Origin of the sequence: Desulfatiglans sp., from assembly GCA_012513605.1 — a bacterium.
Taxonomy (GTDB): domain Bacteria; phylum Desulfobacterota; class DSM-4660; order Desulfatiglandales; family HGW-15; genus JAAZBV01.
Window position 1 is genome coordinate 23,274 of record JAAZBV010000049.1, and the last position, 22,904, is coordinate 46,177.

At 44.6% G+C, this 22,904-nt stretch carries 20 protein-coding genes; all 20 read right to left on the bottom strand.

The window, feature by feature from the left end; all coding sequences use genetic code 11:
• Positions 1-102: 102 nt before the first annotated feature.
• Positions 103-1,245, bottom strand: coding sequence for a radical SAM protein (locus GX654_06480; GenBank protein NLD36497.1), 1,143 nt, complete (start codon positions 1,243-1,245; stop codon positions 103-105).
• Complete coding sequence (gene mftF / locus GX654_06485; protein NLD36498.1) at positions 1,242-2,711, bottom strand: mycofactocin system glycosyltransferase; 1,470 nt, start codon at positions 2,709-2,711, stop codon at positions 1,242-1,244. The genes GX654_06480 and mftF overlap by 4 nt, the downstream gene beginning before the upstream one ends.
• A 158-nt stretch (positions 2,712-2,869) precedes the next feature.
• The gene (locus GX654_06490; GenBank protein NLD36499.1) at positions 2,870-3,964 is read right to left on the bottom strand and encodes a radical SAM protein; all 1,095 of its coding nucleotides are present in this window, start codon (positions 3,962-3,964) and stop codon (positions 2,870-2,872) included.
• A 4-nt stretch (positions 3,965-3,968) separates the two neighbouring features.
• Positions 3,969-4,850 carry a hypothetical protein gene (locus tag GX654_06495; protein NLD36500.1) on the bottom strand — a complete coding sequence of 294 codons (882 nt, stop codon included), beginning with the start codon at positions 4,848-4,850 and terminating at the stop codon, positions 3,969-3,971.
• 128 nt (positions 4,851-4,978) lie between these two features.
• Positions 4,979-6,853, bottom strand: a complete 1,875-nt coding sequence (locus GX654_06500) for a (Fe-S)-binding protein (GenBank protein ID NLD36501.1) — start codon at positions 6,851-6,853, stop codon at positions 4,979-4,981.
• A gap of 1 nt (position 6,854) precedes the next feature.
• Positions 6,855-7,670, bottom strand: coding sequence for a hypothetical protein (locus tag GX654_06505; protein ID NLD36502.1), 816 nt, complete (start codon positions 7,668-7,670; stop codon positions 6,855-6,857).
• A 35-nt stretch (positions 7,671-7,705) separates the two neighbouring features.
• Positions 7,706-8,716 (bottom strand): electron transfer flavoprotein subunit alpha/FixB family protein, encoded by a 1,011-nt coding sequence (locus tag GX654_06510; protein NLD36503.1) that lies wholly within the window; start codon positions 8,714-8,716, stop codon positions 7,706-7,708.
• Positions 8,713-10,671, bottom strand: a complete 1,959-nt coding sequence (locus GX654_06515; protein NLD36504.1) for a mycofactocin system FadH/OYE family oxidoreductase 2 — start codon at positions 10,669-10,671, stop codon at positions 8,713-8,715. The genes GX654_06510 and GX654_06515 overlap by 4 nt, the downstream gene beginning before the upstream one ends.
• A complete protein-coding gene (locus tag GX654_06520; GenBank protein NLD36505.1) occupies positions 10,668-12,617 on the bottom strand; it encodes an FAD-dependent oxidoreductase in 1,950 nt (649 codons plus the stop codon). The genes GX654_06515 and GX654_06520 overlap by 4 nt, the downstream gene beginning before the upstream one ends.
• A gap of 6 nt (positions 12,618-12,623) precedes the next feature.
• Positions 12,624-13,655: a mycofactocin radical SAM maturase gene (mftC, locus tag GX654_06525; GenBank protein NLD36506.1), complete on the bottom strand. Its 1,032-nt coding sequence runs from the start codon at positions 13,653-13,655 to the stop codon at positions 12,624-12,626.
• Positions 13,645-13,905, bottom strand: a complete 261-nt coding sequence (gene mftB / locus GX654_06530; protein ID NLD36507.1) for a mycofactocin biosynthesis chaperone MftB — start codon at positions 13,903-13,905, stop codon at positions 13,645-13,647. Before mftB ends, mftC begins: the two co-directional genes overlap by 11 nt.
• 274 nt (positions 13,906-14,179) lie before the next feature.
• Complete coding sequence (gene mftA / locus GX654_06535; protein NLD36508.1) at positions 14,180-14,323, bottom strand: mycofactocin precursor; 144 nt, start codon at positions 14,321-14,323, stop codon at positions 14,180-14,182.
• 87 nt (positions 14,324-14,410) lie between these two features.
• Complete coding sequence (locus tag GX654_06540; GenBank protein NLD36509.1) at positions 14,411-15,076, bottom strand: nuclear transport factor 2 family protein; 666 nt, start codon at positions 15,074-15,076, stop codon at positions 14,411-14,413.
• An 80-nt stretch (positions 15,077-15,156) separates the two neighbouring features.
• Positions 15,157-16,002 (bottom strand): 3-hydroxybutyryl-CoA dehydrogenase, encoded by an 846-nt coding sequence (locus GX654_06545; protein NLD36510.1) that lies wholly within the window; start codon positions 16,000-16,002, stop codon positions 15,157-15,159.
• 128 nt (positions 16,003-16,130) lie between these two features.
• Positions 16,131-17,291, bottom strand: coding sequence for a thiolase family protein (locus tag GX654_06550; GenBank protein NLD36511.1), 1,161 nt, complete (start codon positions 17,289-17,291; stop codon positions 16,131-16,133).
• A 13-nt stretch (positions 17,292-17,304) separates the two neighbouring features.
• Positions 17,305-17,724 (bottom strand): transcriptional regulator, encoded by a 420-nt coding sequence (locus GX654_06555; protein NLD36512.1) that lies wholly within the window; start codon positions 17,722-17,724, stop codon positions 17,305-17,307.
• Between the two features lie 89 nt (positions 17,725-17,813).
• Entirely contained in the window at positions 17,814-19,040 is a 1,227-nt protein-coding gene (locus GX654_06560) for a CoA transferase (protein NLD36513.1), read from the bottom strand.
• 117 nt (positions 19,041-19,157) lie between these two features.
• Positions 19,158-19,946 (bottom strand): enoyl-CoA hydratase/isomerase family protein, encoded by a 789-nt coding sequence (locus tag GX654_06565; protein NLD36514.1) that lies wholly within the window; start codon positions 19,944-19,946, stop codon positions 19,158-19,160.
• An 87-nt stretch (positions 19,947-20,033) separates the two neighbouring features.
• Positions 20,034-21,833 (bottom strand): AMP-binding protein, encoded by a 1,800-nt coding sequence (locus GX654_06570; protein NLD36515.1) that lies wholly within the window; start codon positions 21,831-21,833, stop codon positions 20,034-20,036.
• Positions 21,834-21,850: 17 nt separating this feature from the next.
• The gene (locus tag GX654_06575) at positions 21,851-22,414 is read right to left on the bottom strand and encodes a TetR/AcrR family transcriptional regulator (protein ID NLD36516.1); all 564 of its coding nucleotides are present in this window, start codon (positions 22,412-22,414) and stop codon (positions 21,851-21,853) included.
• Between the last annotated feature and the right edge of the window lie 490 nt (positions 22,415-22,904).

A 22,904-nucleotide genomic window follows, 5' to 3' on the forward strand; every position in this document is an offset into this window, starting at 1 on the left:
TTTTCTTGTTTAGAATAGAATGAGTAAATCAATCTTTTATTTTGTATCTCTTTTGCTGAGGATTGACAGCTTGGACTCAAAAGGACAGTTTTAGGAAGGGCACTAAATATATTTATCCAGCCCCAGTTGACTATGCAGTAATTTAAATCTCTGCCCGAGTTTAAAAAGGGCACGAAGGTATGTAAACCCCTCACAGGTCAGGGCATACCTTTCAAGACCGGGTTCAGTACAATCTCGGCACTCAGGAAATTTACAGACCTTTTTCCTGAACTCTGTTGCATTACTGGAAAGAAGGAGGGATTTGATTTCCTCATCCTTTATATTACCCGAACTCATATTTACGAGTGGACATAAATATAGTTCCCCGCTGCTCCTTATAAAAAAATAATTAAAGCCGCAGGCGCATGGTTTTCTCATAAAACCTGTTTTAAGATATTTTACAAGGCTATCCGCATGAAAGCTCCACCTGAACTGGCCGCCTTTGAAAAACCTGATCATCTTCTCTTTATCTTCCTTGGAGAATTGCAGCTCTTTTTTGTTATCTTTGTTTAAGTATCTGCCACTGGTTATTATGCATGGCGACATGATGGTAAAAAGACCTCTCTCCCTGGCATATTTGGAGATATCTTCCAGTTCATCAATATTGAGCGGGAGTATTGTTGTTTTGATCCCAATAATCAGGTTTGGATACCTGCCCCTGAGTTCAGACAGTTTATCGATTGTACTGATGACCTTTTTGAATGCATCCTTTACGTTTCTTATCTTCTCATGAACCTCGCCAATGGCGTCAAGGGCGCATACCACAACAAGGTCTAAACCGGCTTTGCTGAAATCCATGAGGATCTTCTCTGTTTTATCAATCACCCTGTCAGTTAAAAAGCCGTTTGTGGTAACAGCAACAGATTTTAATTTTGTTAGATTTCTTTTTGATAACCGGCTTATCCCTGTAAATAACAAATCAATATCATCCAGCAGAAACGGCTCTCCCCCTGTTATGTCCAGCTCCCTTACATCGGATAGAAAATCGTCAGATAAAAAAGTAAGCCATTCGTCAATTGAGAGCTCAGGCTCTTCTTTGGGTATGCGCCATATATTGCACATGATGCACCGTGCAATGCAACGGTGCGTTATCTCAAGGCTTACTGCCTGCGGTTTCATGGGTTTACCGGTAATATTTTTATACCGGTATATGAGGCCATTATATAAAAGTTTAGCAGCGATCCCTGCAAGACTATGACCTGTCATGATCTCCACCTTGATATGACCGGGTTGACAGGGTTGAATGATCTATTTTTGAAACAGCCATACCATACCCCCAGTTGATAGGCGAGTTGGTCAAGAGTAAAATAAAAAATGAAAGAGAATAAACTGGAACTGGGTTTTTTGATAAAATATTCACAAACTGCAACCAGAAGATGATTTATAATTAGGATTAGAGTCGTCATGGGAAAAGAAGGAGCCAATATAAAGGTCAGAAACAGGTAATACCTTGAAAAGAAGGCGCACCAGTAATAGCCAGATACAAAGTAACCCCTGAAAACCGCACACAATATCTGCATGTATTTTATTGGCAGCGCCTTTTTTTCTCCCTTCATCCATTTAAGATGGGTATCAACAATAAGGATAACCCCGCATAATAGAAATAAAAGGTAATGACCACTTAAGGCAGCAGCAAGTACAGTCAACCAGAAAAGCACAGTCAAGGGAAGATAAAACATCTTCTTGAGCCGGTCAGGGTGTTTTTTCTGTAGAAGAGGCTCTGAGGTACCATACTGAAATCGGCGTTTAAAAAATGCCCAAATTTTATTGCGATGCTTATGAAACACAACCCCTGCAGGGCGATATTCTATATCATATCCGCCGTCTTTAAGCCTCCAGCAGAAATCTACATCCTCCCCAACAGTCATATCTATATGGAAGCCGCCCAGCTTAATAAACAGCTCTTTTTTTACAAGGAGATTGCAGGTGGGGAGATAAAAAAAGTTACCCTCCTCCTTTGAACTCCTTGAGCGGTTACCCTTGTTAAGTGAAGATGAGCCTTTCTCATATCGGTCAACGGCCTTTTTATCAAACCATGAATCAACCTTGCCGCCTACTGCCCCGTTTGATTCATCAATAAATGCCGGGACAAGCTCCTTTAACCAGAGGGGATGGGCGACACAATCAGAATCAATAAAGGCAATGATATCGCCCTTAGCCTCTTTTGCTGCCAGGTTACGGGAGTACGATGCCTGCATCCTGATGGTATTTTTTATAAGCCTGACTGGAAATGATGATACAACCTCCGGCGTATTATCATCTGATGCGTCATCAACAACGATTATCTCTATTTTTTCCGCAGGGTAATCAAGTTTTATCAGAGATGTGAGACATTCGGATATATCCTCCGGCCTGTTCCTGACAGGGATAATTACGGTCACAGAGGGGTAGTCAGAAAGAGACCTGTAACCTCTGCTTTCCATAAAACCTTTTCGGACAAGGCTGTTCAGGAAAATTCCTATTTTGGCCGGGTCTGCATTTACATGGGTGCACACCTCATTAAATGAAATGTATTCCCTCTGATTTAGTAGATTAAGAACAGGCGCCCATGCAGGGTTCAGGGTTATAGTTGAAAGGGGGTTTTTGCGGATAAGATATAGGGTCGAACCTTTTTCAAAAATGCTGACACCTTTGGATAGAATATAGGAGAAGGTTACGTTATTATCTGCCATTTTCATATAATAACCACTTTTTTGAACGTCGAACATCGAACGTCCAACATCGAATCATGAATTGTAAAAATAATATGCAACCTCATATACATAATCAAAAAAATATTGATTCTTTTTTATTGGACATTGGATGTTCAATGTTGAATGTTGGAAGTTCATCATTCAAAATAATATACTTCTCTCCTCAACTCACACCTGTCCTCAACAGAGATTTCATTACCATTTACAGCCTTTGCCCTTCCTATACACCCGCCCCTGCAATGTTCTCTTCCCGGACAGCTTTTGCATTTTTCAAAGGATTCAGCTCTCTCTTTATCGAGCAAAGGGAGATGTGCCCACTTTTCAATCCCTTTTAATATGACAGCATTTAAACCATCTTCATGCACATTGCCGACAGCAAGCTCATCATCAAGATTCATCACACAGGGGTACATTTTACCCGAAGCGTTTATAAAGGGCATGCTGATGCAATTGCACACATGGTCAGCAGGGATATCTCTACCCTTGAACCATTCTATTGCAGATATACAGCCAGTCCTGTCATAGAGTCTTCTAAATTCCGGTTTTGACTCATACAACTCTATCAATGACCTTACCTGAGATTTATCCGGAAGTCTGATCCACTCTGAATTTCTGGCTCTCCCGGCCTTAATAAGTGTCCCCGCAATAAAGCTACCCACCCCAAGAGTGTCAGCTAGTTTAAGCATTTCCGGGATTTCATAAAAATTATGCTGCATTTCAGTAAAGGCAATATCTATTCTTTTTCCCAAACCCTCTTCAATCAATTGCTTAATTGCACTGAGAGTGGCGTTGAAATTACCCCTTTCCCTGATCAGGTCGTTTGTTTCAGGCGTTGAACCATCCAGGCTTACCTGTATTTTAAAAATCGCGGAATCCAATAACTTTAATTTTTTGATCTCTTTCCCGGTTATCATTACCCCATTGGTCTGTAGAACAACCTCTGATAGCCCTGGAGATTTGCAGGCATGAGATAGAATCTCATACCAGTCCGGGTGCAGCAAAGGCTCTCCACCTGTAACAAGAAGTCTCTTCCCTCCAAGGGCTGAAAACTCATCAATAATAGAAATAATGATATCACTTGAAACCTTAACGCCTCCTGGGCCTTTACAATCAAGCAGACAGTGAGGGCAGTTCAGATTGCATGCATCCGTGATCATCAGGGTTAGGGTTTCCGGCGGCTTCAATCCTGCCTTTACGATCTTTTCCCTTAGCGCTCCTGCATCCTTTTTCATGGACTCAGGCCTTTTTCTTTGTTGTGGAATTTTTTGTCTCTAAAAAACCCTTTTCAACAAGATAAGAAATAATACCTTCAACCTGTGAGACTGCATCTCCTGTAAGTATGGCACCCTTTTTTTCCACACTGCTTCCTGCGAGTAACTGGTTGATCCTGTCAAAGGCGGGCTTGCTGCTGTCTGGGACTATAACCCTTTTTGGTTTTGGTCTTGGAGGGAAGGAGTTTTTTCGGATGACCTTTTTAATTGCCTGTTTTGTGTCAACATCAATGATCCTGAATGGTGTCAACATGGCCTTCTGTTTCTGTTCGTAAGAAGGGAGGCGTTGTGCCATGCCTTCAAGTGACACGCTTAAGACGGCAGGCAACTGGAATTCTATCTCTTCTCTTATACCCTTACCTGCGTTTCTTATGGCCTTTGCTATTAAGACAGGTTTCAAACCTGTCTCTACATTAATAACATTCGAAACAAATGGCAATTTAAGGTTATGGGCAATAAATGCGCCAACCTGTCCATTCTGCTTATCAACAGACTCTTTACCGCATAATATAAGGTCGGCCTTCAATTCATGAATTCCCTGAGCGAGGAGTATAGATTTTGCCCATGAATCATACTCATCTTCTGTATCAATCCTGTAAACAGCATCTGCGCCGAGAGCAATGCAACGCCTTAGCTCTTTTTCAGCGATGAGGGGGCCAAGGGCAAGGATGAACACCTCAACAGTTTTATCTTTATCCTTGATCCCAAGAGCCAGTTCAAGTGCGGCCTCATCATAGGGGTTGATACGAAAAATGTTATCTTCAGGCATTATATAGTTATTGATCGGGTCGCACCCTGTCCTGGCATAAGTGAATGATAACTGCTTGGCACAAATGATAATTTTCATATTTAATCTCTCAGCCTGAAACGAAACTGAATATCTTAACCGTCTGGCACAGGGCACAGGCTAAGGGTACAAGGAAAGAAGATAACCTTGCGCCTTGCGCCTTGAGCCTTGTGCCGTGCGCCTCTCTTTTATCTCAACGCCCTCTCAACCACCTCAATTATATCCAGCACCTGCGGCGGCCTCTCCAGCTCAAGCCCGCTTATGCCGTCGCTTATCATGGTCTGGCAATAGGGACATGCTGTGCATACCACATCAACACCTTTTTCCGAAATCTCCTCAGACCTAATAATATTAAGCCTTTTACCAAGGTTTTCATGCAGCCACATACCTCCTCCGCCCCCACCGCAGCAGAATCCCTTTTCTTTTGATCTTGCAAGCTCTTCAAATCTAACCCCTGGGATACTTTTAACAATACCCCTTAATGGATCATATATATCATTACCTCTCCCAAGGTAACAGGGATCATGCAGCGTAACCTTCTTTTGCAGGGGGTACACAGGTGTAATTATCTTATTTTCTATAAGCCCCATTACATACTGGCTTGCATGGATCACTTCAAACTTATGGTTGCCATCAGTTTCCATCCACGGATATTCGTTTTTTAGCGTGTTAAAACAATGAGGGCACAGGGTTATTATCCTGTTTACATTATGTTCCCTTAATGTCTTAAGATTCTTCTTTGCTAAACTTATAAACAGCTCCTCATCTCCAAGCCTTCGGGCAGGGTCGCCGCAGCAAAGTTCATTGGCGCCCAGTATCCTGAAATTAATACCGGCCTTTTGTAGTATAGTCACGAGCGCCCTTGAGACCTCCTGATAGCGTGGATGAAAAGCCCCTGAGCAGCCTGTCCAGATAACTATCTCAACATCCCTCTCATCAGGCCTTGTGACCTTAACGCCTCGATTCATTGCCCACTCTGCCTTGTGTGATACACCCTTCCCGTTTACATCACCATACAGTTCAAGTGACCTTATCATGGGGCGTGCCTCTATTGGCAGTTCGCCTTTACCCATTGTGAGATACCGCCTGATCTCCACGACCTTGTCCAGCGGCACTACATAAACCGGACATGCCTCAACACAGGCCATGCATGTGGTGCATGACCATATCTCATCCGGTAAGATGCATGAATCAAGGGACATGTTTTTACCTGATACAGCAATCTCATGGATCGCCTTTACTATTTTCTTTGGAGAAAGGGGTTTTCCTGATATAAATGCCGGACAGCTCTCTTCACATCTTCCGCATGAAACACATGCCTCGATTTCAAGTATCTGTTTCCATGAAAATTCACCAACATGGTTGCTACCGGGTGCCCCTTCATATGACACGGGCCTCAGTTCTCCCCTGTTACCCTGTTTTTTAAAGATTATATTCAGAGGAGAAATAATAAGGTGCCTGAAAAAGGTAAAGGGGATCAGGGCTATCAGCAGGATAAACAAATAAAGGTGTATCCTTATCATGATCTGCATCAATAAAGGTGATGCCGGGAATATGAAAGATAAACAGTAGCCAATCGGAGAGACCCAGAGATTTTCAGGCATTACAATGCCAAGCCTTATACCTTCAATCATGAACCCGGTAATGAGAATCATTATCAGGATAAGAATGGGTAAAAGGCTTACTTTCTGGCCGATATTATCTTTTGATGTTGCGCGTCTTATAAAAATTATTATTGCGGCGGCAAGAAACAGGATACCGACAATATCAAGCAGCACAGAGATTATGCATGATAAAAGACCGGGCATTATCAGCCTGGTTTGCGCCAGTATAATGATCATGATGGGCAGCAGGCACCCCCAGAAAACTACTACATGAAGAATCCCGACAACAGGTTTTCTGAGTATGGTTTTATGGTTAAGCAGATAGGCAATAAGATATCCAGGCCCTTTCAGGCATCTTTCCGGCCTGCCTGACCTGATGATGCAGAATATTTTTACAAGGCCAATGCCCATAATAAGAATGGCAAGGGAGAGGAGCAAAAGATCTAAAGATGAAGGCATCTTAAAATTTCCCCCTTTTACCCTGTTTCCATGGGGCCTTTGTGATAAACATTACAACAAGGATTAATATAACAAGGATAAGTATCTGGGTGATTATAGAAAGACTATAATTTGGCAAACCGGAATTGCTGACAGGATGAAACCTGCCCGTCATGGCATTTTTATTATCCTTCATATGACACTTTGCACAGTCATCATCTGAAACCTTTTCATCTGTTCCATGTATTGCCATACCCTGATGGCAGCCAGTGCAGTTTACTTCATTAAACTCCCTGCTAAAATCCTGCTTTTTATGTGACCTGATCCTGATAGGTGTAAAGCCTTTCATATAATCGCTTTTACCATACTGTGCTTCATGACATCCGCTGCACGTCACCTCAAGGTGTGCCCTGTTGATTGATGAATTATCCATGCCTGCTGGCAGAATATTGTGTTTTGTATGGCATGAATAACATTCGGGCCTTGATTCTACTGTTGCTGATGCACCATGCAGATTCGCCTGCTGGTGGCACATATTGCAGTTCACCTTCTCTTTCACACCGCCAGCTTCATGTCCCTCTTGTATGTAAGGATGACATTCAGTGCATGCCATAGTGGCCCCATGAATGGAAGAGCTGTATTCTGTAACAGATATCTGGGGGATATCTTTATTTCGGCTGTTACCATGACATGAGATGCAGTCACTCATTTCATAGGCAAAAATGCCACAAGGCATAAACCATACAAAAATAATAAGTAAATAGATTTTTTTTAAACAAATATTTTTCATATCATGCAAGAGCCCTTCGTATTTCGTATCAAACTTTTTGTCTTTCACTGGAACCCTCGAACCCTTGACCCCTTGAACCCTATTTATACCCTTTCTTTAATTTCCCTTACCCTCTCAATCAAAAGAGGAATAATCTCCTTTAAATCACCCACAACGCCAAGGTCAGAAACCCTGAAGATCCTTGCCCTTGCATCTTTATTAATGGAAATTACATGTTTGGCCTTTTCCATGCCGGCGCTGTACTCATTTGCCCCGGATATACCGCAATTAATTATGAGATCAGGCACAATAGTCTTCCCTGTCTGGCCGATCTGCCTCTCAAATGGTAATAACTGCAAATCGATCACAGGTCTTGTGCCGCCAACCGATGCGCCTATCTCCTTCGCAATGTCATGGATAATATTAAATGCATCACCTTTTCCCGCACCCCTGCCCCCTGCCACAACAATACTTGCATCTTTTATTGATAGATTTTCTGGTGAAGCTTTAATCACCTTAATTACTTTAGCAGCGAGTGTGCCCTCATCAATCTCAGGGGCTATTACCTCTACATGTGTAGCTACCTGGCTCTTATAAGGGTTTACAGCACTTAATACTGATGGAAGATATGAAATGACCGGCGGATTATCTGTGTTTATTACCACCTCTTCAAAAAGATACCCGTTTGATACCGGCCTTATTGCAACAGCTCTAGCCTCTTCATCAAATCGGAAGTCCATTGCCCTTGTTACAAGGGCGCTATTCATCATTGCAGCAAGCCTGGGTGCAAGGTCTGATCTACCTTCATTATGGGCTAGAAGAATGCATGATAAGCTGCGACCATCTACATGATCAAATAACGCCCTCGCAAAAAGCTCTCCATTATACCTGTTCAGAGATTCATGGTTGATATGGATAATCCTGTCAGCGCCCCCATCTTTTAATGAGGTCATTACAGCATCTTCAGGCGTACCCATAATTACAGCAGTCACCATGCCGTTTTCGCCGCTCCTGCTTATAATACCCCTTGCCTCTGCTATCAGGCCAAAGGCCGCCTCATCAACAGCATCACCTGTGTGAGCAGCAATAATCCATATGTCTCTGTTTACTGTCAAACTTGCCTTCCTAGCCTGTGGCCATCGACAATGGCCATGTCTGTTTTTCTGGGGGCAACACAATCCCCTGCCCGGTAAAGCTCTTTAACCCTTCCTTTAAGCTCAAAATACAACTGGTCACATGAGGTACTGCCAACCGCAAGCACAATGGTGTTATACCCTGTAAAATCCATCATCTGATTTGAATATACATGAAGCCCCTTCACAACAGTGCCCTGTATCTCAAGCACAGCTATATCAGGTGTAAAGGTCACCCCCTTTTCCGCCAGCCTCTTTCTTGTGAGATAGAGATCCTGCAAGGGACCAAGGTTACCGCCAGTAAAAAGGGATGATGTGATAATATGCACCTCTCTCCCCCTGTCTGCAAGGAACTCCGCTGTGCCTGTTGCCTGATGGTGGCCGTCATTATCTATGAGCAGCACCTTTTTTCCAACCTCAACCTCTTCCTTTAATACCTGCACAGTATTTACAACATCGGTGGAGGAGTATTCACCGGGGAAAGGATGATTCTTTGGCACTGAACCGGTTGCAATAATTACAGCATCAGGCGATTCAGCTAGTACTGTTTCTGCGGTCGCCTCTGTTCCAAGCCTTATATCTATATCAAGTTTATTAACCTGGCTCAGTAACCATCTTGTAACGCCCGTAATCTCCTGTCTCCCTGCTGCCCTTCCTGCTATAAGATTCTGGCCGCCGGGCTCCTCATTCTTTTCAAAGAGTAAAACCCTGTGTTTACGCAGGGCAGCAGTACGCGCAGCCTCAAGGCCCGCTGGCCCTGCCCCGACAATGACCACCTTTTTCTGTGATTTGCATGGTGTCATTTTACCGATACCTATATGCTCTTCGTAGCCCACCGCAGGATTCTGGACGCACCCGAGTGTGTAACCAAGCCCCATACGGGCAATGCACCCCTGATTGCATGCAATACACTGTCTTATATCCTCGGTTCTCCCCTCCATTGCCTTGTTTGGAAACTCCGGGTCACAAATGAGCGCCCTTACCATACCAATCATGTCAGCATGGCCATCTGCGAGGATATTCTCTGCAAGGTGAGGGTCATTTATCCTGTTGGTACAGAATACCGGGAGGTCAATTACAGAGCGTATAGCCGATGCAAGGGGCACAGTATAGGCCAGCGGTGTATGCATGGAACCTTCAACAAGGAAAAGATTGTGAAAAGTGCCGAGGCTCAGGTTCATAAAGTCTAGCTGGCCTGTTTTCTCAACACGCACAGCAATCCTCTTTGCATCCTCAAGGGTGATCCCTCCCCTGGGGTGCATCTCGTCTGCATTAAGTCTTATGCCAAGGGTAAAGCCCTCACCAACCGCCCTTCTTACAGAATCTATCACCTCAAGACAGAATCTCATGCGGTTTTCAAGGCTTCCTCCATATTCATCCTCCCTGTGATTGGTTGCATGGGACAAGAACTGCCTGACAAGGGAGCTGTGGCCCAGTTGAAGCTCTATTCCATCAAAGCCCCCCTCGACAGCGTAGATGGCGCTTCTTGCATAATACTCACAGCACTCCCTGATATCCTCTACCTCCATCTCCTTGCATGTCTCCCTGAAAAGGGGGTCAGCCCCTGGAGATGGCCCCCAGACAGGAAGCCTTGATATGGTGCCATCTGCCTGCATCCCGTTGTGGTTAAGCTGCGCAAATATCTTTGTGTCATACTGGTGAATAGCGTAGGTCAGCCTTTTATAGCCATGCACCACCTCAGGCGCAAATGCATCCACAAGCTTGTCATAGGCATGATCGGAGGGGTGAACTGTGAGTTCCTCGGTTGTAATAAGACCGCAGCCCCCCTTTGCCCTTTCAGTATAATAAAAAATGTGTCTGTCGCTTATCCGCTGATCTTCGCCAAAATTGGTCATGTGTGCGGCAAAATGAATGCGGTTTGGGACAACTACGCTACCGATCTTGAGTGGGCTGAAAAGATACCTGAATTCACTCATATCAATTCCCCAACTCTTCTCGCCTCAAGAAAGGCCATGTCAATACCCCTTGGGGCAACACAGTCACCGACCCGGTAAAGCTCATTAACCTTTCCTTTAAGACCCATGTATAATTTATCATCTGCCCTGTTTCCCATATCGAGTATTATTGTGTCATATCCCTCAAGTATTACAGGCCTGTTGGTATAGATATCTGTAAATCTTGCTTTTAATGAATTGATCTCTTCTATACGCAGGTCAGATGTAAATATAACCCCCTTCTGTAATAGCCGCTGTCTTGTAGTGGAGAGATCACCGAGTGGAGAAAGTTCTATACCGATAAAGAGATCGCTGGTAACCATGTGCACACTTTTCCCCAGGTCAGCAAGGTACTCAACAGTAGCAGCCGCATGATGCCCGCCGTTTTCATCTATAAAGAGTATTTTTTCTTTAATTGGGTATGAGCCCTGAAGTACCTCCCAAACATTCAGAACATGGGGCGGGCCATACTCACCAGGCACAGGCTTAACACGGGGGTAGCTCCCTGTTGCCACAATAACAACATCAGGGTTTTCCTTTAACATCATCTCAGTTGTTGCTTCGATTCCGGTAATAATAGGGGTTTCAAGTTTTTCTGTCATTCGCATGAGATATGTAACAATCGCCCCCATGCCCTGGCGCTTTGGTCTCTTTTTAATAAGGTTTATCTGACCCCCCAGCTGATCTGCCTTTTCAAATATCTTTACAGCATGACCCCTTTCGGCTGCTGTCCTCGCTGCCTCAAGCCCTGCAGGCCCCGCTCCTATTACAATAACCCTTTTTCGTATAAACTTTTTTACTGGCGCAACAGGTTTTGGATTTCCTTCAAATCCCACCTCAGGGTTCTGTATACAGCCGATCCGCTTTTTATTGTTAACCCTGCCTATGCACCCCTTGTTATCCCTTACACAGTATCGTATATCTTTAATTCGGCCTTCCTTTGCCTTTATGATCATGTCCGGGTCGCATATGAGGTTCCTGATAAAACCCACTGCATCTGCCTGCCCCTTTTCAAGGATCTCCTCTGCCATCATGGGGGAACTTATCTGGTGGCTTGCAATTACAGGTATCTTAACATTCGCCTTCAGAAGTTCAGCGGCATCGATTGAGAAACCGGGCGGTGTATGCATGGATGCCATGGATAGGTAAAGGCTGTAATAAGTGCCTACTGTTGTATTTATATATGAGGCAAGACCCTTCTCCTCAAATGTTTTAGCGAACTGTTTTGACTCTTCAGGTGTAATAGCCCCCCAGAACTTTTCATCAACACAAAGCCTTACACCGATGGCAAAATCCTCTCCAGCTGCCGACTTTACCTTTTCAAGCAGCTCAATGGCAAAACGCATCCTGTTTTGTAGACTCCCGCCATATTCATCTTCACGATGATTTGTAAGTGGAGAGAGAAACTGCCTTATGAGTGATTCTGCGCCCATGTCTATCTCAACACCATCGAAGCCTGCATCCCTTGCAATCACCGCTGCATTTGTAAAGGAGTCTATTACCTCGTGGATGTCCTCAATCTCCATGGGTTTTGATACCTCTCCGAAGCTGATATCGGAATTTGCCGACGGCCCCCACACCTCTTTTCTTGTTATGGCGCCGCTGCTCTGAAACCCGTGATGAATAAGCTGAGCAAAGATGCGTGAATCATGTGAATGGATTGAGTCTGTAAATTTTTTAAATTGGCTGATTACTGAAGGCTCATAGAAATTAATGAGAGATCCCCAGGGCCTGTTATCAGGATGGATACAGAGTTCACCCAAAATAATCAGGCCGCATCTCCCCTTTGCCCTTCTTGTATAATACGCTGTGTGTTTTTCGTTGACCTCCCCGCGTTTTGAAAAATTGGTACGATGTGCAAGAAAAATGGCCCTGTTGGAGAGAGTAATATTATTGATTTGAATGGGTTTGAATAGATGGTCAAACATGCTTAATCATGCCTTTGCGGCACGCCCTGTGCCGATTTTTAGATTAACAAGACATTCAGGGTCAGGCATGTTTATATCATTATAGGTGTGATAGGCCATTGCAGGGCACCCCCCGCGGCATACCTCAAACCGGTAGCATTCAACACATGATTTTATATTAATATTCCTGAACTGCTTGAACACCTGAGAATTGTCCCATATATCCCTGAATGACTCACTCCTAACATTACCTGAAAAAAAAGGGGGCTCCTGCAGAAAGGCGCATGGATACACATTTCCATCAGGAGAGACACAGCAGGTCATCTTGGCTGCCCCGCACATGTCAAGCCCCTTCTCCCTCCTGTGATCCGAAGTGAGGCAGAAGAAGGAATCACCTGTCTTCACAAGATCATGACCTTCAAGCCATTCTGCAAAGTATTCAAGCTGTTCGGCTGTGGGGCCTAAATCGGCCTTACTGGCCTTTCCCCTGCCGGAAGGCCTGAAACGTGAAACCCTCAGTTCTGAGCCATATTTCCCTGCCATATCCCGAAGGCTTTCAAGCTGCTTAAAGTTAGTGCGTGTGAGGACCGTATTGATGCTGAACTTTACATTGTTGGCCGTGAGGGTTTCAATTGCGTTAATAATCTTTCTGTATGTGCCTTTTCCGCGGATATTATCGTTTGTCGCCTCATCAACGCCGTCCAGGCTGACCTGAAGATAAAGCATCTCCATTTTCGCAAGCCGTATGGCGATACTGCTATCAATTAGTGTGCCGTTTGTGCTCACACATGTCACAAGCCCCTTTTTATGGCTGTAATCAAGAAGATCAAGAAAATCCTCCCTGATAAAGGGCTCGCCGCCACCGATATTCACCTGAAACACCTTAAGGGTTGATAGCTCATCAATGAGACTTGTGCATTCAGATGTGGTCAATTCATTTTTTGAGCGATCACCAGAACCGGAAAGGCAGTGAACACATTGCAGGTTGCATTTAAGTGTAATCTCCCATGTAACATTCACAGGGGCACGAAGCCCCTTTTTTGCCATTTCAGCGCTCAATGATCACCCCTTTGTGAGACAACTGTCCAAGGATTTTTTCCAGCTCTGAGAACTTTGCTGCATCAGCATCGTTTATGCTGTTATGTATCATCCATTCGTCAAGGGTCATAACCCCTTCAAAAAACTCAGGGGTTAAAAGATCGCCAGAGGAAATAAAATAGAGCCTGGGGCCATTCATCCTGTAAAAAAGAAGGCCGAAATCTTCCTGCCTGACCTGTGATCCTCTGGCGAGTTTGTACTTAGTGTTCATAATCTTAAACCTGGGATAGGTGACATGTATTGTGTCACACAAAGCCGCAAAGACACAAAGGTTAAAAAAATAAACCCCTTTTCTTTGTGGCTTCGTGTCTTTGTGTGAATCCTTATTTTTAAATCCCCGTGCTCCATGGGTCGAAATTCACTCCCCACCGATAGCTCGTACAAGTATTCGTATGGTGAGGTTTTATACCCCACGAGATTATATAAGTTATAAAAATTACTCTACACCCATATAAATTTATTTTATGGATGTAGAGATAAACCGGTTAATATACCCCGCAGATACCGTCTATTGCCATCTCCTCAATCTTGATCTCCTGGGTTTTGAAGATATCATCTTCGCTTGTCTTTAAGCTGTCAGTATTGATAGTCTCAGAAATATCAACTGCTTTCTTTTCCTGTTCTTTCATTTTTATAAAACCTCAATATAAGTAAACTATATTAGTAGCATAGATTAAGGGCCTTAACTTATCAATGCAAATCCTGGCCCAACTATCTTACTTGATCTTTTCCTTTATCCTTGTATCCACCTTTTTTCCTGTAACCGGGTGTACATAGTGAAAGGGCGGGATATAGACATTCGGGTAATCCCCGAATACCTCAGTTGGAGGCAGGTCAGGCGGACAGTTCGGGTCGGGCTTCGGGATAAAATTCTCATATTCCTTGCCCCACCCTTTATCAAAGGGCGTCATAAAGGTTGTATATACATGCATGGACTTGGCCTTCCATATGCCATCTTCCTTTACATAGGTATTTTCATATGTGCCCTCAGCCCAGAATGCCTTCTCTTTCCATTTTCCTACCTGGGCGAACATGCGCCACCTGCCCTTTGCTGTCTTTCCGCCCGGATCAATGGTTACTATCCCCTGGAGGTTCATGTGGTTCATGAGAAGCCCGTACTGTATCCCATTCTGGCTGTCAGGCATAAGGTCCATCAACCTCCTTATGTTCTTTTTGCCTATGTAAACGCCTCTCTGGGCAAGCTCAAGAGAACCGTCCTCAGCAAAACAATCAACAAGTTCATCCCACATCATTTTATCCAGATAATAGCCGTATGCCCTCTGGAGTTTTTTAATGGCCTCTATATCTTCAAGCGCCTGTACCTTCTGTTCAAGCGCCTCCACCTTTGCTGCCAGCCTGGCTATCAATTCGGAATTTTCCATATTATTCTCCTCTTCCCTGTACCCCTGCCCGCCATAGCTTTATGCGACGGTGGGTGCGCCTTGAACCTTGCGCCTAGCTTTTATTTATACTCGTAAAAACCCTTTCCTGTCTTTCTCCCATGCCACCCTGCAATAACCATCTGCTTCATCAGTGTTGGAGGAAGGTATTGGGGATCTTTTATCTCTTCATAGATAGTCATGGCGCCACGATACACAGTATCTATCCCGATCAGGTCAAGAAGTGTGAGTGGTCCCATCGGGTGTCGCAGCCCCTGTGTAATAAGTGTATCAATATCCTCCTTTGTGCCAACACCCGCCTCTACCATACGCACCGCATTTAAAAGGAATGGTGTCAGTATTCTGTTTGAAAGGAAACCCGGCACATCCTTTGACACAACCATTGTCTTATCTATTGAATCTAAGAATTTTCTGGTGATATTTGTTGTCTCTTCGGTTGTAGAGATGGCATTAATGACCTCAACAACCTTCATGAGAGGCACAGGGTTTGAGAAGTGTGTGCCTATTATCTTATCGGGCCTGTTGGTTGCAGCAGCAATATTGATAACGCTTATGGTTGATGTGTTAGATGCAAGGATGGTGTGCGGCGGACATACCTTATCAAGTTTCTTAAACACATCCTGCTTTATAGCGAGGTCTTCGATAACCGCCTCAACAACATAATCCACATCCTTGAAATCATCCAGTGTAAGTGTCCCCTTGATCCTTGCCTGGATCGCCTTTTTTTCATCAGCGGTGATCCTCTCCTTTTCCACTGACCTTTCAAGTACCTTGTCTATTGTGGCAAGACCTTTATCCAGATATTCCCTCTTGGTATCCATCACTATTACATCATACCCAGACTGCGCGCATACCTGAGCGATCCCGCAACCCATAATACCGCAACCGACTATTCCTACTTTTTTAATCTCCATTTTTCCCTCCACACAATTTAACATTTAAAAATATTTTACACAGGCCATCAGGTCTACGGTCTGAGGTTTGCGGTCTGAGGAATACCAAACCCACCGCAAACCGAATACCGTAAACCGTAAACCTATTTCTTGAGTATCGTTACCGCACAGGCAGCATTATCATCCATTGTCCATCCGCCTGCATTTTCAACAAGCCCAACCTTCGGGTCATTTGTTACCTGTCTCTTTCCAGCCTCACCCCTCATCTGGGTAACAACCTCATACACCTGGGCCAGCCCTGTCGCGGATATCGGGTGACCCTTTGCAGCAAGACCACCGCTCGGGTTAACAGGCAGCCTGCCTGTCAGTGTGGTGTGCCCCTCATCTATCATCATACCTGCCTCACCCGGTTTACATAAGTGCAGCTCTTCATACATCCTCAGTTCTGCCGGTGACATGGCATCATGCACCTCAACCACCTGAACATCTTCAGGGCCTATGCCAGCCTTTTCATATGCCTTTAAGGCTGCCCTTGTGGTTATCTCTTCATGAGGCTCGCCCGGTATATTATATGTACCTGATACAAGCTCACATGCGGCTATCTGGATAGGGTGCTTTTTAGTGATCTTTTTAGCGATATCGCTGCTGCATACGATTGCCGCTGCCGCGCCATCAGCCATTGTGGAACACATAAACTGTGTCAGGGGCTCTGCTACAACGCGAGACTCAAGAATCTGCTCAACTGTCATGGCCTTCTGGAACTGGGCATAGGGGTTAAGTGAGCCGTTATACTTATTCTTTGCCGCAACCTTTGCAAAGTGCAGCTTGGTAGCGCCCGATGCTGCCATCCATTTTTTAAGCTGAAGCGCATAGAGGGCAACAAACATGAAACCGAATTTTGCATATATGGTGCCTGCAGCCATTGTCTGGGCAGACTTTGCAGAGTCTCCGCAGAAGAGCTTTTCAACACCCACTGCAAGCGCTACATCCGCATTTCCTGATGCGACCTCCATATAGGCTCCCCTTAATGAGGTAGAGCCGCCCGTACATGCATTTTCCACATTAATAACAGGTATCCCGAAGATACCCGCAGATGTCAGGACATGCTGGCCTATTGTCCCCTTGAGTTCAGTGAGCTGCTGACCCACTGCATTTGCAACGTATGCAACCTCAATATCTTTTACAGCAACACCGGCATCATTAAGGGCTGTCCATACCGCCTCACGGCCAAGGTCTTTCATGTCACGATCTTCAAACTTGCCAAAACGGGTCATCCCGACCCCAATTATTGATACATCTCTCATGATCTCCTCCTTATTAGGCTGCCGGTTTAAATTGATAACTGATCAGCTCATTACCCTCTTCGTCATCCCTTATCTTGTCTATGACCATCTCCATCTTCATACCAAGTTTAAGGGAACCTTCCACTGGTTCACAACCGGTGATCAGGCTCCACATCTTGGGGCCATTATCAAGGTTGATATATGCCTGGATAGAGGGCTGTGCGAAACCCGGCAAAGCCGCCTGAACAATGCTGTAACTGTCTAGAGTTCCCTTGCCTTCAAACAGGGTCTCCTCCATAGTCTCCTGGATCTGACACCTGGGGCAGACCGGGGTTTTTGGAAATGCTGTAAGACCGCATTTTTTGCATTTGTTTCCGATCAGGTACGATTTCCCGGTTCCGGGAGCCGCCTCTATAAATAGTCCTTCCTGTACTGGTATGCGTTTTTTGTCCATATTGTTCTCCGTTTAAGTTTGGATTAATATTCTATAACATCGTAGAGACAGGTTTGAAACCTGTTTCTACAAAACCCGTCCCTATAGATCTATAAGCCTCCGGTATAAATCACATCATCCTTTTCAAGTCTTTCTATCTCCTCTTTACTGTATCCTGTTTCCTCAAGGATTTTAACCGCATCCTCTCCACGTTTCGGGGCGAACTTTCTTATACTCCCCGGTGTGGCAGAGAGCTTGACAGGTATGCCTGCCTGCTTCACCTTGCCCAGAATAGGATGCTCCAGATCAACTATCATATCCCTGTGTCTGATCTGCGGATCATCAGCGAGTTCATCAAAATCCATGACCCTGCTAACGGCAATGTCAGATTTTATAAGTATTTCAAACCACTCATCCCTCGTCTTTTCAAGAAACCTTTGTGTAAATACTTCGGTAACCTCTCCATATTTTTCAACCACGCCCTGATGAGAGATCATATCTTCACAGCCAAGGGCCTTGCACAGATTCACATAAAACCACGGCTCCGAACAGCCCAGGCTCAGCATTTTACAATCCTTAGTTTTATAAAGATTGTAAAATGGTACTGTGCCGGTACTTACCATATCTGCCTCATCAGGCATCTTTTTGTTCATGGAATAAGCCGCAAAGTATGGGCCAAGCTGGGCTATTACACCATCTGTAATGGATATATCCACAAACTGACCTTCACCTGTTTTATCCCTTGCGATCACTGCGGCAAGTATGCCTATAACAGCCTGCATGCCACCGCCTGCAATATCGCCGATTAGATTACCGGGAAGCCTGGGTTCCTTTAAAATACTGAGATACCCTGCCTGCGATATATAGTTCACATCATGTCCTGGCAAAAATCTGTAGGGGCCATCCTGGCCATAACCTGTTATTGCACAGTAGATGATCCTCTTGTTTATCTCTTTAAGCTTTTCATAACCTATGCCAAGCCTGTCAGTAACGCCTGGTCTGAACCCCTCAACAACAATATCCGCCATTTTTGCAAGCCTGTGAAAGATCTCCCGCCCCGCATCACTTTTAAGGTTTATGCCTATGCTTCTCTTATTCCTGTTTGAGGGGTCAAATGGAGAATCAGGAGGGGCAAATTCTTTCACCTCCGGCATCCCCTTGCCTTTACCATCATCGGCGCGTCTTCCGGTTGGCCTGCCCGCCTCTTCTATCTTTATGATATCCGCCCCCATATCGCCCAGGATACCTGTACAGAAGGGCCCTGGCGCAAACCTGCTGAGGTCGAGGACCGTTAAGCCGGATAAAGCCTGTAGATTTTCTTTATTATTTGACTGCATATTTTATTCCAAATATTTTACCAATAATTATCCGGCGCAAGGCACAGGGCTCAAGGCGCAAGAAAAATTGTTTTTGTCTTTCCCTGCGCCCTGCGCCTTGCACCTTGCGCCTCTCTTTTATCTCCCCGTAAACTCCGGCTTCCTCTTTTCACCAAATGCCTTGAGCGCCTCATCATGATCCTCTGATGTATCATTAACTATTGCAGAAAGCATTGCAGCCTCAAGTCTTACATCAGCATCAGACATGATGGATTTATTGATATATGATTTTGTAAGCCTCATGGCGGTGGGGCTCTTGTCTGCGAGTTCTGCTGCCATCTCATTAACCGCCTTTTCAAATTCACCCGCAGGCACAGCGCGGTTAACCAGCCCTATTCTCTCTGCCTCTTTCCCTGATATCCATTTACCTGTAAGAAGGAGCTCCTTTGCCCTTCTTATGCCGATTAAAAGAGGCAGCCTGTAAGGTGTCCCGCCAGCGCCGAACATCCCCACCTTCATATGCTGGTCGCCTATCATGGCATCTTCCACGGCAACCGCAAGGTCACATGCAAGAAGGATCTCAAAACCGCCTGCCAGCGCAAGGCCATTGATCGCAGCAATAACCGGTTTTGAAAGATTTTCTATCTTTACAAGCAGTTCCTTGCCGACTGTAAGAAAGTCTGTCTGTGACTTCAGGTTGGTCAGCTCCTTCGCAGCAAACTTGAGGTCAACCCCTGCACAGAAGGCCCTGCCGTTTCCGGTGATAATAAGAACCCTTACATTATTATCCCTGTCAGCCTCATCAAGAGCCTCGGTGATCTCCCTGAAGGTGATGCCGGTCATGGCATTAAGTTTATCCGGTCTGTTAAAGGTCAGCTTTGCTACATGATCCTTTACCTCGTAAATAACAGTTTCATATTTTGACATATTTCCCTCCGTTTAAAGAGTTTTATTTTAAGTTCAACGTTCGAAGTTGGATGTTGGAAGTTCATCTTTTAACCCTGCGCCCAGCCTTTATTCGTACATCCTCGCCACCACATCCCTGTACCGCTCAGTAATAATATTTCTTTTGATCTTGAATGTGGGTGTTACCTCTTCACGCTCCTGGCTGAATTCATCCTTCAGGATGATAAACCTCTTTATCTGCTCGACCTTGGCAACCTCCCTGTTCTGATAATCTACCTCTTTTTGTATAAGATCAATAATCTCTTTTTTTGTAATCAGGTCACTATAATCCCTGAATAAAATATTATTCTTCTGGGCGTATCTTTTCACCTCATCCTGGTTAAGGGTAAGGAGGGCAACAAGATAATCCTTTCCTTCGCCGAACACCACTGCCTGACTGATAAAGGGGCTAAGTTTTAGAATATTTTCAATATAGGATGGGGATACATTTTTACCGCCCGAGGTAATAAGTATCTCCTTTTTTCTGCCTGTTATCCTGAGAAAGCCATCTTCATCAAAGGCGCCTATGTCTCCTGTGTTGAGCCAACCGCCTTCATAGAGTTCCTCAGTAGCCTTGGGATTGTTCCAGTACCCCGGTGTGCTGAGCCAGCCCCTTGCTACAATCTCTCCATCATTCTTGACCTTTACCTCTATACCGTCAAGTGGCTTTCCAACCGTACCGAACTTGAAAACACCCGGCCTGTTAATCGCGAGCTGACCACACCCCTCGGTGAGACCGTATCCTTCATAAAGGGGTACCCCGCATGCCCTAAAAAAATTGAGCATCTCGGCAGTCATGGGTGCGCCTCCTACCCCGCCGTACCTGAGCTTTCTGCCAACCTTTTCACGCACATCGTTTATGAAGAGTCTCTTTGCAAGGGCATATGAAAGAGATGTAATAAAATCCGGAGAGGTTCCCTTTACATTCCATGTATCATCATTGTATCTGGCCCCAGCCTTCAGGCACCATTTAATGATCCTTTTCCTGAATGGGGATGCCTTTTCTATCTCTGCCGAGATATTGTTATAATGTTTTTCGAAAAATCTGGGGGTGGTAAAAAAGAAGGTCGGGTTCATCTCGCGCACATTGTCAAAGAGCTGCCGCATCCCTTCTGCGTATACCTGCTCAATGCCAAAAGTTATGTGGAACCAGTGACCGTTCCTGAGTTCAAGTGCATGGGCCATTGGCAGAAAAGAGAGGCCCCGGTCTGTTTCATCTACAGGGAAAAACTTGGTGTATTCTCTCAGGTTCATGAGAATACCGCGGTTCGTATCCATAACACCCTTTGGCGGCCCTGTAGTGCCTGATGTATAGATAATGGCTGTTACATCCTCAGGCTTTACATCATGCAGCCTTTCAAGATATTCCCTGTCGCCATACTTCTCATATTCCACCTTACCAAGGGCATAGAGGGCAGATAGGCTAATTATTCTCTGATCTTCCACAGGAGAAAAGCCATCAAATACTATTATCTTTTCTATATGAGGGCAGATCTCTGCTGCCTTCAATATCTTTTCGCACTGTGCCCTGTTCTCTGCAAAAATTATCTTTGCCCCTGAATCATTGATTACATGGGCGCACTCCTTCGGGCTGTTTGTCTGATAGATCCCGGCAAAAATAGCGCCTGCATTGGCAATGGCGGTCACTGTATATGCATAATCCGGCCTTGTTTCAGAGATCACAGAAATGCGGTCGCCTTTTTTTACCCCAAGCTTCATAAGACCCATAGAAAGGTTTCTGACCTTTTCACCGACCTCTGCCCATGAAACGTTCTGCCACTTATCATCCTTTTTGCATATCAGAAATGTCCTGTCTTTGAGTCTGTTAAGCTGCTCGTAAAAGACCTTTGGTAGAGTCCACTGTTCCATATAATATCCTTATAAATTTAACTGTTCTTCAACCCATTAATAAAAAAGGTGTACATCTCCTCTGCAAGCTCATCAGGCGATACTGCGCCCTTGGGCTCATACCACTGTATTATCCAGTTGAGCATGCCAAGGAGGGTAAAGGTAATAACATTAATATTCCTCTTCGAATCATGCCTTTCCATGATTTCCTGAAGGATATCCTTTATAACAGCAATATATTCACGCTGTTTCTGTTTGAACTTATGATAATACTCGTCTTCAAGAGAGTGCGCCTCATAAACAAGCACCCTCATCCTGGCCGGGTATTTGATAAATGATTCTATGTGATTCGTTATTATGCAAAGCAGCTTTTCTTCAGGGTTTTTAAGGGCAGACAACTCATTGAATAGATACCTGTTGGTGCTCTCCATAAAATCATAGATCATATCAAAGAGCATCTCCTGTTTGTTGGTAAAATGATAATAAAGACCAGGCTTACTGATATTGAGGGCATTTGAGATATCCCTGATGGATGTCTTCTCATAACCGTTCACATAAAACAGCTCAGCTATCTCCTGAAGAATCTGCTCTTTTTTATTCATTTCCCATTCCCGTTGAAACCGGCTTAATTTTTCATGAAAATCAACTTTACCGAACGTTCGGTTTATAGTTGATGAATAACTTGATGTCAAGAGTTTTAGGTTTTTCGGTCCCTGTTTTTATTCTGAAATGGCTATTACCGAATCCTATATCATATTATGATTTATTAAGGACTGAGTTCGAATCTGCCATGTAGCGTGCATGAACAAGTGACACAGCCCGCCGTCGTTAAAACTTTGGCGGGACAAGCCCTTTTAACAAGGAGGGCACGCTACTGCGTGCCCACTCGGATATGATTTTGCCTGTAATCTATCGCTGATTATAAAACCAGCAAAATAAATTACAGGTTAACAATTCTTACTTAACAAGTATTATCTCGCCCAGATTATAATCCTTATCGGTTTTGATATTGATGGTCTGGGTCTTATAGCCCTTTGCCTCTATGGTGATGGTGAAGGATTTGTCTGCTGGAAGAGACTTGAACTCAAAGTC